Origin of the sequence: Micromonospora sp. NPDC126480, assembly GCF_040302465.1 — a bacterium.
Taxonomy (GTDB): domain Bacteria; phylum Actinomycetota; class Actinomycetes; order Mycobacteriales; family Micromonosporaceae; genus Micromonospora.
On sequence record NZ_JBEORU010000036.1, the window covers coordinates 1 to 12,217 of the forward strand.

General features: G+C 73.6%; 12 protein-coding genes. 2 read left to right on the forward strand and 10 right to left on the reverse strand.

From position 1 onward, the window contains the following. Positions 1-142: 142 nt before the first annotated feature. The 7 genes from ABTW87_RS26255 to ABTW87_RS26285 form a co-directional block, all read right to left on the reverse strand. Positions 143-745 carry a GTP-binding protein gene (locus ABTW87_RS26255; RefSeq protein ID WP_350653683.1) on the reverse strand — a complete coding sequence of 201 codons (603 nt, stop codon included), beginning with the start codon at positions 743-745 and terminating at the stop codon, positions 143-145. Beyond that, complete coding sequence (locus ABTW87_RS26260; protein ID WP_350653685.1) at positions 726-1,112, reverse strand: DUF742 domain-containing protein; 387 nt, start codon at positions 1,110-1,112, stop codon at positions 726-728. Before ABTW87_RS26260 ends, ABTW87_RS26255 begins: the two co-directional genes overlap by 20 nt. 5 nt (positions 1,113-1,117) lie before the next feature. Beyond that, on the reverse strand, positions 1,118-1,537 hold the full coding sequence (locus ABTW87_RS26265) for a roadblock/LC7 domain-containing protein (protein ID WP_350653687.1): 420 nt from the start codon (positions 1,535-1,537) through the stop codon (positions 1,118-1,120). Positions 1,538-1,632: 95 nt separating this feature from the next. Then, positions 1,633-4,356 (reverse strand): sensor histidine kinase, encoded by a 2,724-nt coding sequence (locus ABTW87_RS26270; RefSeq protein WP_350653689.1) that lies wholly within the window; start codon positions 4,354-4,356, stop codon positions 1,633-1,635. Positions 4,357-4,443: 87 nt separating this feature from the next. After that, positions 4,444-6,051 (reverse strand): prenyltransferase/squalene oxidase repeat-containing protein, encoded by a 1,608-nt coding sequence (locus ABTW87_RS26275; protein WP_350653691.1) that lies wholly within the window; start codon positions 6,049-6,051, stop codon positions 4,444-4,446. Further along, on the reverse strand, positions 6,048-6,941 hold the full coding sequence (locus ABTW87_RS26280) for a terpene synthase family protein (RefSeq protein ID WP_350653693.1): 894 nt from the start codon (positions 6,939-6,941) through the stop codon (positions 6,048-6,050). Before ABTW87_RS26280 ends, ABTW87_RS26275 begins: the two co-directional genes overlap by 4 nt. After that, entirely contained in the window at positions 6,938-8,275 is a 1,338-nt protein-coding gene (locus ABTW87_RS26285; RefSeq protein ID WP_350653695.1) for a cytochrome P450, read from the reverse strand. Before ABTW87_RS26285 ends, ABTW87_RS26280 begins: the two co-directional genes overlap by 4 nt. Positions 8,276-8,529: 254 nt before the next feature. On the opposite strand from ABTW87_RS26285, the gene ABTW87_RS26290 reads away from it, so the two are divergent. Beyond that, a complete protein-coding gene (locus ABTW87_RS26290; RefSeq protein ID WP_350653767.1) occupies positions 8,530-8,784 on the forward strand; it encodes a DUF2630 family protein in 255 nt (84 codons plus the stop codon). A gap of 84 nt (positions 8,785-8,868) precedes the next feature. Here ABTW87_RS26290 and ABTW87_RS26295 read toward each other — a convergent pair whose 3' ends face one another. The 3 genes from ABTW87_RS26295 to ABTW87_RS26305 form a co-directional block, all read right to left on the reverse strand. Further along, positions 8,869-9,804, reverse strand: coding sequence for a serine protein kinase RIO (locus ABTW87_RS26295; RefSeq protein WP_350653697.1), 936 nt, complete (start codon positions 9,802-9,804; stop codon positions 8,869-8,871). A gap of 155 nt (positions 9,805-9,959) precedes the next feature. Then, positions 9,960-10,604: an HAD family hydrolase gene (locus ABTW87_RS26300; RefSeq protein ID WP_350653699.1), complete on the reverse strand. Its 645-nt coding sequence runs from the start codon at positions 10,602-10,604 to the stop codon at positions 9,960-9,962. Between the two features lie 60 nt (positions 10,605-10,664). Continuing rightward, on the reverse strand, positions 10,665-11,534 hold the full coding sequence (locus tag ABTW87_RS26305) for a carbon-nitrogen hydrolase family protein (RefSeq protein ID WP_350653701.1): 870 nt from the start codon (positions 11,532-11,534) through the stop codon (positions 10,665-10,667). Positions 11,535-11,626: 92 nt separating this feature from the next. Between ABTW87_RS26305 and ABTW87_RS26310 the strand changes: the two genes are divergently transcribed. After that, the gene (locus ABTW87_RS26310; RefSeq protein ID WP_350653703.1) at positions 11,627-12,199 is read left to right on the forward strand and encodes a TetR/AcrR family transcriptional regulator; all 573 of its coding nucleotides are present in this window, start codon (positions 11,627-11,629) and stop codon (positions 12,197-12,199) included. The last annotated feature ends 18 nt before the right edge of the window (positions 12,200-12,217 follow it).

Sequence of the window (12,217 nt, forward strand, 5' to 3'; positions counted from 1 at the left end):
GGCCCTTTCGTCGCCCCCGCCCACGCCACCAGGCGACACCTTCGGGGAAACTGCTGCCTCGACCCAGACGGAGGCAGCAACTTCCCCGAACCTGCGGCACAACCCGGCGCGTCGCCGCGGCAGGCGCGCGGTAGAGACCGACTCAGTCGGCGTCGCGGCGGGCCTCCAGGGCCTTCATGGCGTGCTCCATAAGCGTGATGAGCACCTCCTTGCCGGACTCCTTCTCCCGCGCGTCGCACAGCAGCACCGGCACGCCCGGATCCAGGTTGAGCGCCGCCTGCACCTCGTCCAACCGGTACTGCCGGGCACCCTCGAAACAGTTGACCGCCACCACGAACGGCGTGCCCCGCCCCTCGAAGTAGTCGATCGAGGGGAAGCAGTCGGCCAACCGGCGGGTGTCCGCCAGCACCACCGCACCGATCGCGCCGAGCGACAACTCGTCCCAGACGAACCAGAAGCGGTCCTGGCCGGGCGTGCCGAACAGGTACAACACCAGGTCGTCGCTGATGGTGATCCGGCCGAAGTCCATGGCGACGGTGGTCGTCGTCTTGTCCTCCACACCGGACAGGTCGTCGACGCCGATGCCGCTCTCGGTCAGCACCTCCTCGGTCCGCAGCGGGCGGGTCTCGCTGACGGCGCCGACCATCGTCGTCTTGCCGACGCCGAAGCCGCCCGCGATCAGGATCTTGAGCGCGGTGGGCATGGTCGGCGTTCCCGCCGGCCGCTCAGAGGGCCCGTAGTCCATTGATAACCGCCTCGAAAACGCTGTTGTCGGGAAGGCCGGCCGTCGTCCGCGGCTCGCGTACCTGAACCAGGTCCCGGGTCATGAGGTCACCGAGCAGGACCCGGACGGTGCCCACCGGGAGGTCCAGGTGGGCGGCGATCTCCGCGACCGACTGCACCCGCTGGCAGAGCCCCACGATGGCCACGTGCTCCGGGCCCAGGCCGATCTCCGGCGTCACGTCCGCCCGGGTGGCGGTCACCAAGGAGATCAGATCGAACGTGCCGGCGACCGGGCGGGCCCGGCCGCGCGTCACCGCGTACGGGCGCACCACCGGCCCGGCATGGTCGTCGACCCACTGGTGCTCCGCGGACTCTCCCTGGACCGGCATCGCCGCTACTTCCCGGCGGCCGGCTGCTCGGCACGCGACGGCGACGCGACGTACTTGCCGACGCGGGTGACAAGCATCGCCATCTCGTACGCGATCAGGCCCACGTCGGCGTCCTCGCTCGCCAGGACGGCGAGACAGGCGTTGCGGCCGGCCGCCGTGACGAACAGGAACGACGACTGCATCTCGATGATCGTCTGCTGCACCTGGCCGCCACCGAACCGCTTGCCGGCGCCCCGCGCGAGGCTCTGGATGCCGGCCGCCATCGCGGCCAGATGCTCGGCGTCGTCCCGGGTCAACCCTCGGGAGGACGCCATCAGCAGGCCGTCCGTCGACAACGCGACCGCATGCTCGGCCTGCTTCACCCGGCCGACCAGATCGTCCAGCAACCACGTCAGGTCGGCCGTCGAAGCCGTCTTCTGCGTCACTCGTCGCCCTCTTCTCCCCCGGCGCTGCTCGCCGGCTCGTCTTCGGCTGGCTGTCACGCCGGGGGCGTCCGCGACGCCTCGCCCGGCGGTGCCGATCAGGTTGCCTGCTGGTCCCCCGGGTCGGGGCCCGCGTCCGGCGGGTCACCCGCGCCGAGCAGCCGGGCCGCGTCGGTGCGGCCCCGACGGGTCCCACTCTGGTACGAGCTCATCATCCGGCGTACCTGCTCCGGTGCGCGCACGCTGTCGACGGCCTCGGTCTCGGCCGGTTCGTCGCGCAGCTCGGGTGCGATGCTGGCCTGCCGCACGCGTACCGGCAGCCCCGACTCGGTCTGCGCCGGCTGCTCCGGCGTCCCGGCCGGCTTCGCCGGAACGGTCCTCGCGGTGGGATCGCTCGCCGGCTCGGTCGCGTCCCCGATCGTCGACGCCGCCGGCCCCGCGGCCTCCGCCTCCTCAACCGGCTCGGTCGCGTCCACGATCGTCGACGCCGGCCCGGCGGCCTCCGCATTCTCGGCCGGCGGCTCGCTGGCGGCGGTCGGGGCGTCCAGCTCGGCCGGCGCGCCGTCGACCGGTGCCGCGGGCCCGGCGGGCGCCGAGGCCGCGGGTTGCTCCTCGACGAGGGCGTCCGGGGCGGCCGCGGCGGCGACCGGCAGGCCGGTCGGGATCGTCGGGCCGTCCAGCGCCGCCGTGCCGCCCTTGCGCCGGACGGGCAGCCCGTCGGTGGTCGCCTCGGCGAGGGCCTGTCCGCGCGACCGCACCGGCAGCCCGCCGTCGGCGCCACCGTCGGACTCGGGTGCCGGCCGGGGGCGCGGCGCGACCGGCGGCTCGACCAGAGCGACCGGAGCCGACGGGGCGGGACGCTTTTCCACCGCGGCGCCACTCCCGCCGGCCGGTAGGGCCGCCGGGCCGCCGGCACCCGCCAGGAAGCCGCCCGAGGCACTCGGGTCGTGCTCCGCCGTCACCAGCTCGGCGGGGATCAGCACGACCGCGGTCGTGCCGCCGTACGCCGACTCCTTCAGCTGCACCCGCACGCCGTGCCGCTCGGTGAGCCGGCTCACCACGTACAGGCCGAGCCGTGAGGCGTTGGCGAGGTTCAGCTCCGACCGGTCGACGATGCGCTGGTTCGCGGCGGCGAGGTCCTCCTCGCTCATGCCGAGGCCGCGGTCCTCGATCTCGATGACGAAGCCGTTGGCGACCAGTTGGCCCCGCACCTCGACGATCGTGTGCGGCGGCGAGAACGACAGGCCGTTCTCGATCAGCTCGGCGAGCAGGTGGATGACGTCACCGACCGCCCGGCCGGCGAGCGAGACCGCGCCGATCGGCAGCACGGTCACCCGGGTGTAGTCCTCCACCTCGGCCACCGCGCCCCGCACGACGTCCACCATCGGGACGTTGCGCCGCCACGCCCGGCCCGGAGTGGCGCCGGAGAGCACGATCAGGTTCTCGGCGTTGCGCCGCATCCGGGTGGCGAGGTGGTCCACCCGGAACAGGTCCTCCAGCTCCTCCGCGTCCTGCTCGCGCCGCTCCATCGCGTCCAGGAGCGTGAGCTGGCGGTGGACCAGCGCCTGCGTACGCCGGGCGAGGCTGAGGAACACCTCACGCACGTTGCGGCGCAGCTCGGCCTGCTCGACGGCGGTGCGGATCGCCGTCTCCTGGACGGCGTTGAACGCCTTGCCCACCTGGCCGATCTCGTCGTCGCCGAACTCCAGCGGCGGCGCCTCGGCGGCGACGTCGACGTCGTCGCCGCGGCCGAGCCGCTCGACCACGCCGGGCAGCCGCTCGTGGGCGAGCCGGAACGCGGCCTCCCGCAGCCGCTCCAGCTGCCGGACCAGGGCCCGGGCGGTGGTGATCGACACGACGATCGAGGCGATGACGGCGAGCAGACCGAGGCCGGCGGCGAGCACGAGGCGCAGGATGACGCCGACGGCGACCGGGGTGGCCCGCTCGACGATGTCGTCCCCGCCCGCGAGGACGACATCACCGATCTCGGTCAGCGCCGGCCCGGTGGTGTCGCTCCATTCGGTCGCGGTGATCGGTGCCGGCGAGCGGGGACCCTGCATGACCCGGTTCTCCAGGTCGCCGAGCCGGCGGAAGGTGTCTCCGGTCGCCATGGCCTCGTATCGACGTTGATCGGCCGCGGGGAGGCGGACCAGCGCCTGGGCTGTGGTGAACTGCCGGGCTCCCACGATCCGGGTGAACTGCGCCTGCTCGGCCGGGGTGAGCCGCCCGGCGGCAAGCGCCCCGGCGATCAGCGCGTCCTCCTGTGCCAGCAGCTCGCGGGCGCGGTTGAGCACGATCAGCGCCGCCGTGTCCTCCGCGATCTGCTTGTCGTCCAGATTGCCGAGCGCGTCGTAGACCCGGTAGATCGACTCGATGACCCCGGTGAAGGCGGCGTTGGTGTCGGTCCGGTCGACCGTCCGGCCGTCGACGGCGGCCCGGACCTCGGCCAGCCCGTCGAGGCCGTTGATCAGGTGGTCGATGCGCCGGTGAAGGGCGTCGCTGCCGAGCAGCTCCACCTGCCACCGCCCGGTCGCTTCACGGAACACGGCGGCGAGCTCGTCGGTGCGCTGCCGCACCTCGGTCAGTGCCGCGCGGCGCGCCTCGTCGGGCCGTCCGAGGTAGACCACCGATTCCCGCCGCTCCTGCTGCAACTGCAGCAGGAGCGGCTCGGTCGGCTCGAAGACGTTTGTGTCCAACGCCTGCACGCCAACCAGGTTCACGCCGTCGCGCACGGTGACCCAGGCCGTGAAGCTCCACAGCGCGACCAGCGAAGCGAGCAGGGCGATGACCTTGGTACGGAGGTTTGCACCGCGTGAAGCCATTGCACCGTCCCTGGCCGTGTTCGAGATGTCGAAGCGCGACAATGCACCTTGACCCCGGCGCACGCTAGCAGCGTCCGTACCCGTCGCTCAAGCGCTGCTGATCATGACGCTGACGGCCGGCTCCCGCGATACCGCCCGATCCGGTCCGAGGCGTACCGACCCGAGGTGCCGGGCCGCCAGCACCGCGGACCGCACGATCCGTACCGGCGCGTAGAGATCCTTGTCATGCCACAATGGAGGATCGATCGCGTCGGGATCGGCCGAGCCGAGGTGACGCAGACCGCGGTGGGCCGCCTCGACCACCACCGGCCGGAGCGGACGCCGCACCCCCAGGAGCACCTGAAGGGCGTAGGCGGTCTCCTCGCGGGTACCGGCCCACCGGCCCCAGCTCCCGTCGGCCCGCTGGGTGGCGAGGACCCAGTCGACCGCCCGGTCCACCGCGTCGCCCTCGGCCGGCGCGTACCGGTCGAGCGCGGCGACGACGCTTGCGGTCGCGTAGTACGGCGAGGCGTGCCAGCGGTCGCCCCAACAGCCGGCCGGTTCCTGCCGCTCCCGCAGCCAGACGCCGAGGGCGGCGACCCGCGCGGCCTGCCGGCGCGTCCCGCCCGGTGAGTGCTGCGCGTGCCACCCGAGTGCCTCCAGCACGTGCGCGTTGGTCGTGGTCGACCGGCCGTCCTCGCCCTGCCAGGTACAGAAGTGGCTGCCCAGGTCGAAGGCCGCAAGGCTGTCCGGTGCGACCGGCCGGCCGAGCCGCGCGAGGGCGTACAGCACGACGGAGGTGGTGTCGGCGTCGGCCGGCAGCCCCGGTCCGGTGGCGGCGCCGGCGCCGCTCAGGGCCGCCATCAGCTCGCCGACGAGCGCCTCCGGAGGGTGGACCGGCAGTCCGACCCGGGTCAGGTTGGCGAGCACCCAGGCCCGTTCGAAGACCGCCACCGGCGTACAGCACGGCACCGGTCCGGCCGGCCGCCCGACCGCCTCCAGGAGGTACGCGGTGACCGACGGGTCGACGCCCTCGCCGGTGCCGAGCCAGGCGGCGGTGGCCGCCGGCGACGCGCCCACCGCGCCCGCCACCGGAACGACGTCCGCCCGGCGTCGCAGCGCCGGTCCGAGCACCTCGTAAGCGTGGAGCAGCTTCGTCGGGATCGGCCCGCCGCGGGCGAGTCCCGACCGCAACCTGTCCAGCCGACCGCGCTCCCCGGCCGGGAGTTGGCCCACCGCGCCCCAAAACGCCGGGGCGCGCCGGCCGGCGAACCAGGCCAGGTGCTCGTTCACCCGGTCGGCCAGCGCCGGCACGATGAGGTCGGCGGCCGGCGTGTCGGGCAGTCGCGGAGGCGCGGCCACCATGGCGGCCAGCGCCGCCAGCCCTCGGCCGGCGGCGGCCGGCACCTCGGGCGCGAGCCCATCGTCAGCCTCGTGCCGACGAAGGGTGGCGAGCAGCGCCTCCACCGCGCTCACGGTCGGCACCACCGCGTAGCCGTCCCCGGCGCCCCAGCTGCCGTCGCCGTGCTGGGCGGCGATCAGCCAGTCCAGCCTCCGACGGTGGCCGGCCAGCCAGGGCGCGTCACTGATCAGCCGAGCCGTTTCGTACACCGACGGGGTGACCCCACCGGCCCGGTCCCGCTCCATCGTCGACAGCAGGTGCCGCGCCTGCGCCGCCAGCCCGTCGCCGGTGTCCGGGACCGTGGTGGTCGTCAAAGGTCACCCCAGTAGTCGGCGAGCCGGTAGAAGCCGGAGCTGAAGCCGATCTGGCGGGCCAGGTAGTCGGCGGGTTCCGGGCAGGACACCGACAGGCCGTCGATCGACCGGCGGGCGGTGGCCTGGAGGACGTCGAGGCGCTGCTCGACCTCGGCCCGATCCGCCACCAGATCGAGCGCGTTCAGGTCACCCCAGCGTCGGTCCCGCTGATACGTGCCGAAATCGTTCACGAGCCGGAGCACCTGCTGCACCTGATCGCTCACCGTCACCAGCTCGCCGAGGTGGGCGAGGGTCTCCGGATCGCCGGAGCGGATCCAGTGCGTGACGTTGACGACCGTGCAGGCGAGGTTGGCGGCGTTGCGGAGATAGTCGTCGAGACTCGGCCGGTGCCCGCTGCGCCGCCAGTCCCACTCCCGGGCCATGGCGGCGAACACGGTCCGCACCTGGTCCCGCCAGACCGGCGCGTGCGGCAGGTAGCCGGGCGACGTGACCAGTTCATCCCGTATCTCGGCGAGGAGACGGGCGAGCGGTTGGTCTGCCGCGGGCGGAGCGCCGTCCGCGACTGCCAGGCAGGCGTCGGCGAGTGAGTCGATCTCGGCCCGGGACGTGGCCTCGTGGTCGACCAGCCAGTCCACGGCGAAACCCCACAGGACGGTCCGGTTGGTCAGCCGCAGGTGTTCGGCTTCACACTCCGGAGCCCCGAAGGAGATGGCCAGGGCCACCGAGCCGAACAGCGCCGGGTCGAAGGGCGGGGCGGGGAAGAGTTGCGGATACCGCTCAGCCGTCCGCCGGAGGTCCCGCTGGCCGTCGGCCGCGAGGGCACAGATGCGGCCCTGCTCCGCGGCCTGCGCCAGCTGATCGAGGACGGGAGAGCCCGGCCCGGCGCTCATGCGGCGACGCTCGTGACCGGGCGCAGGGTCACTTCGACCCGGTCGAGGGGCCGCAGGGCGGCGGCCACCTTGATGCCCGGGATCTGGTGATTCCGGGAGTGCATCCGGAAGCGGGTGAGCAGGGTCGCCACGATCAGGGTGGCCTCCAGGTAGAACAGGTGCATCCCGATGCACTTGTGGGGGCCCCCGCCGAAGGGGAAGTGGGCGTAGTGATGGCGTTGGCGGACCCGGTCCGAGGCGAAGCGGTCCGGGTCGAAGACCTCCGGCCGGTCCCAGAACGCCGACATCCGATGGGTGATGAGCGGGCTGACGACCAACGTCGCGCCGGCGGGGATCCGCACCCCACCGATGACGTCGGCCGCCACGGCTCGGCGGGGGAAGAGCCATCCGATCGGGTAGAGGCGCAGCAACTCGTCCAGGACCTGCCGGGTGTACCGCAGCTGGCCGAGGTGCTCCCGGCGGACCGGCCCGCCCCCGACCACCCGGTCGATCTCCTCCTGGAGTCGGCCGGCGACCACCGGATCCTGCTCGAGGTGCGGCCAGAGCCAGGTGAGGACGCTGATCGTGGTCTCGGTGGTCGTAGCCACCATGGAGACGGTGTCGTTGCGGACCTGCCGCTCGTCGAGGCCCCCACCGTCGCCGTTCCGTCCACGCCAGAGGGTGGTGATGATGTCGTCGGCCTCCGGGTCGCCGTCACTGCGGGCGGCGCGGACGATGGGTAGCAGGATCTCGTCGATGAGCCGTACCGCCCGGCGGAACGCGCGGTCACCGGGCATCGGCAGGGACAGCGGCGCCCAGGGCACGAGCAGTCGCGGCATCACCGACCAGGCGATGGCGTCCTGCGCTGCCATGATGCGCATCGCATCCGGAACCGAGATCCGGTCGCCGAAGAAGACCTTCATGATCGCGGAACAGACGATCCGGGCCTGTTCGCGGCCCATGTCCACGGTGGCCCCGGTGCGCGCCGGGGCGTCCAACTCGTCGACGGCTTCCTCGACGGCCACCGCCAGGCGGTCCACCAGGGTTTCGATGCGGCGGGCGGTGAACAGGGGCTGGAGGGTCCGGCGGCTGTCCCGCCAGTGGTCCCCGTCGCTGAGGATGCCCTCACCGAAGAGGCGCTTCAGCGGCCGCCACTGGAGACCGTCGCCGGCTCGCACGTAGTTCTCCGACCGGTCCCGCAGCACCCGCTGCAGGTGCTCGGGATGCGTGACCAGGTAGGGCCGGAACGAGCCGAGGTTGAGCTTCACCACCTCGCCGCCGGACCGCTCCCCGCACTCGACCAGGGCCCGGGCCGGTTCACGCAACAGCGCTGGCAGCACGTGTCGGAGTGGCACTGAACCGGGTCGGCGGAGACCGTCCGGAGGAGACTCTGACGGTGCCACTGCTACTGCTCCCCTTTTCTGGATGGAATCACTTCCGTTGCGTGAGCATGCCATCACGGACGTGAACATCTCTAGTCTTGTTGTGAAGAATTCTTGTGATGGACATTCCCGCCGTGAAGCAAACCGGCGAACGGGATCTGCGGCCGGCCGATCCGACCGGCCCGGAGGGCGAATCCGGGCGCGGGCCGCCGTGCTGTGCCAGGCTCATGGTCATGGACGACAAGACCATCCTGAAGCGGATCTCCGAGCTGGTCGACGAGGAGCACCGGCTCCGCGCCGACGCCCAGGCCAACGAGGCGGGCACCGACGAGGAGGGCCGCAACCGCCTGCGCGAGCTGGAGGAGTCCCTGGACCAGTGCTGGGACCTCCTACGCCGCCGGCGTGCCGCGCGGACCACCCACGGCGACCCGGACGCGCAGGGCGTACGCCCGGTGCCGGAGGTCGAGCGTTATCTCCAGTGACACGGGCCGGGGTGCGGCCCGAACCACGCCCCGGAGCCACACCCGGTCCCGGGCGGCCGGCGTGGCCGCCCGGGACCGTCGTGGTCAGCGCAGGCCCGCCTCGCGCAGCAGCTGTTCGGTGAGGACCAGCGGGTCGGCCTGCGCCGCCGGCAGCCCGCGGGCCGCGAACCAGGTGGCGACCACCCGGACGTCCCGGGCCAGGAACTCCGGCCCCTGCGGGTTGGCGACCAGGTCGACCACCTGGGGCAGGTCGATGAGCACCAGGCGCCCCTCGTGCACGAGCAGGTTGTACGGCGACAGGTCCCCGTGCGCGTGCCCGGCGCGGGCCAGCACGCTGAGCGCCCCGACGAGCTGCTCCCACAGGTCACGCAGCTGGTCAGCCTCCGGGCGCAGCTGCGCCAGCCGGGGCGCGGCCCGGCCCCCGTCGGCGTCGCCGATGAACTCGAGCATCAGCTCGGTGCCGCGCAGCTGGACCGGGTACGGCACGGCGACCGTGCCGTACCGGGCGCCGATCTCCCAGAGCCGGCCGAGCGCGGCGAACTCGGCCGCCGCCCACTGACCGGCGATCATCTGGCGGCCGAAGGCCGTCCGCCCCGCCATCGCCCGCATCTCGCGGGACCGGCGGACCCGCCGCCCCTCCAGGTAGCCGGCGTCCCGGTGGAACAGCCGGCGGTCGGCGTCCCGGTACCGCTTGGCCGCCAGCAGGCAGGACCGGTCGGTGCCCGGCACGGCCCGGCGGACCAGGTGGACGTCCGCCTCCTTGCCGGTCTTGAGCACACCCAGCTCGGTGTCCTTGGCGGCCAGATCGGTGACCAGCCACTCCGGGCGCGGCTGCGGGCCGTGGACCGCGCCGTCCCAGGACGACCAGGTCTCGCCCGTCTCCGGGTCCGGCTCGGTGTCGGGGTCGGCGAGCAGCGGCTGGGCGGGCCGGCCGCGCTTCAGGAAATGTGGTTCGTCGTCGTCGAAGCGGCGCTTGCCGCGGGTACGGCGTTCGGGCGCCGGAAAGTCGTGATCGCGCACTGCGGTGAAGGTCCCTTGGTCGAGGTTGTTGGAGGCCGGTGGAAGCGACCTGCGAAGACGGCCATGACCGACCCCCTCTCCTCGACCCGGCGGACACGCTCGGGTACCCGATGCGGCACCATGCTCGCCGCCCGGGGCCCGGCGGGGCAACCGATTTACGCCCCGAGCACCGCCGCGATGGCGGCGATCGTGCTGTCGACGGTGAACGTCGGGGCGAACCGCGTGTCGGTCCAGGTACGGCCCCGGTGCAGCCAGACGCTGGGCAGCCCGACGGCCGTCGCGCCGCCGATGTCCGCCTCCGGGCCGTCCCCGATCACCCAGGCACCCCGCAGCGACATCCGCACCCGCTGGGCGGCCAGCGCGAAGATCCGCGGGTTCGGCTTGCTGACCCCGGCCTCCTCGGAGATCACCCAGTCGGCGACGTACCGGTCCAGCCCGGTACGCCGGATCTTCCCCTCCTGCTGCCGCACCGCGCCGTTCGACACCACCACCGGCACCCAGCCCGCGTCGTCGGCGATCCGCAGGGCACAGGCCACCAGCGGGTCCAGCCGGGAGAAGGCGACCACCCCGTCGTGCAACTCCTCGACCAGGTCGATTGACGGAATGCGCAGCGTGTACCGGTCGCGGATCGCGTCCGCGATGTCCCACCGGTCGGTCAGCCCGTCCGCGTCGATGGACAGCAGCCAGTCGATGTCGTCGGCGGGCGCGCCGATCTCGGCCAGGAAGCGCTCACCCCAGGCGCGGAACGGACCCTCCCGGTCGAGCAGGGTGTTGTCCAGGTCGAGGAGGAGCAGCGGCACTCGGGCACCTTACGGGACCGACGTGTCCCCCCGACAGGGCCCAGGGCCCGCCACCCTCGGTCAGGCCGTGAGGAAGGCCCGGGCGGACCCCTGGTGCGGAAGCCGGTCGAGCAGCATGGAGTGGGCCGCCCGGGTGCGGGCCAGGGCGTCCGGGTCCAGCGTGGCGACCAGCACCGCCTCCCCGGTGTCGGCGCCGCGCGCCAATGCGCGGCCCTCGGGGTCGTACACCGCCGCGCCGCCGTTGAACCGCCACGGGTCGGTGCCGCCGACCGCGTTCGCGAACACCACGTACATCGTGTTGTCCAGGGCGCGGGCGGCGTAGTAGAGGTCCCGCCGGTGCTCGGAGCCCGCCAGGTAGCCGCTCGGGCAGAGGTAGCCGTGCGCCCCGTCGGCCGCGGCCGCCCGGCCGTGCTCCGGGAAACAGCCGTCGTAACAGATGCCGAGGCCGAGCCGCCAGCCGTCGACGACAAGCGTGGCCCCCCGGTCGCCGGGGTCGAACAGTTCCCGCTCGCCGCCCCAGAGCTGCTGCTTGTCGTATCCGACGCGGACGTTCCCGGCCCGGTCGGTCACGAGGGCGGAGATGGTCCGCCGGCCGTCCGGCTGCCGGACCGCCGCGCCGACCACCACCACCGCGCCGCCGTCGCGTGCGGCTTCACGCAGCGGGGTCAGGCGGGGGTCGGCGACGCGCCGCGCGGCGTCGGCCACGACGTCGGTGCCGGCCGGGTCGGCGGCCAGGGCCGGCGGATGGTACGCGGGGAGGTACAGCTCCGGCAGGACGACGACCCGGGCTCCCTCGGCGGCGGCCCGGCGGACCAGGGCGGCGGCGGTGACCGCGTTCGCGGCGACGTCGCCGGGGACGGGTTCGGACTGCACCGCCGCGACGGTCAGCGGCGCGGTGGGCGGGGCGGGGGTGGCGGGGGGTGGCGTCACGGGCCGGATCCTAACCGGCGGGCCGCCGGTACGAGGACACCAAGCCGTACGTACGGTTTGCGGGGAGCGGGGTCACCTGACACGATCGACGCGTGCCCAGAGTAAGTCAGGACCAGCTCGACGCGCGCCGCCAGGAGATCCTCGCCGCCGCGCGGGCCTGTTTCGCCCGGCACGGGTACGAGGGCGCCACCGTGCGCCGGCTCGAGGAGGCGACCGGGCTGTCCCGGGGCGCGATCTTCCACCACTTCCGCGACAAGGACTCGCTCTTCCTCGCCGTCGCCGAGGACGACGCCGCGGCGATGGTGGAGACCGTCGCCCGCAACGGCCTGGTGCAGGTGATGCGGGACCTGCTGGCCCGCGCGGTCTCCCCGGACACGACCGGCTGGCTGGGCAGCCAGTTGGAGGTGTCGCGCCGGCTGCGCACCGACCCGGCCTTCGCCAAGCGGTGGGCGGAGCGGTCGGCGGCGATCGCGGAGGCGACCCGCGACCGCCTGCTGCGGCAGCGGGAGGCCGGCGTGCTGCGCGACGACGTCCCGATCGACGTGCTGGCCCAGTTCCTCGAGCTGGCGTACGACGGCCTGGTGCTGCACCTGGCGATGGGCCGGCCCGCCGGTGACCTCGGGCCGGTGCTCGACCTGGTGGAGGAGGCGGTGCGCCGCCGCTGACGGCGGCACGTTGCGGTC

Excerpts from the sequence above, each read along its gene's own strand:
- ABTW87_RS26255 (WP_350653683.1), bottom strand. The coding sequence starts at position 745 with ATGGACTACGGGCCCTCTGAGCGGCCGGCGGGAACGCCGACCATGCCC.
- ABTW87_RS26260 (WP_350653685.1), bottom strand. The coding sequence starts at position 1,112 with ATGCCGGTCCAGGGAGAGTCCGCGGAGCACCAGTGGGTCGACGACCAT.
- ABTW87_RS26270 (WP_350653689.1), bottom strand. The coding sequence starts at position 4,356 with ATGGCTTCACGCGGTGCAAACCTCCGTACCAAGGTCATCGCCCTGCTC.
- ABTW87_RS26280 (WP_350653693.1), bottom strand. The coding sequence starts at position 6,941 with ATGAGCGCCGGGCCGGGCTCTCCCGTCCTCGATCAGCTGGCGCAGGCC.
- ABTW87_RS26290 (WP_350653767.1), top strand. The coding sequence starts at position 8,530 with ATGGTCATGGACGACAAGACCATCCTGAAGCGGATCTCCGAGCTGGTC.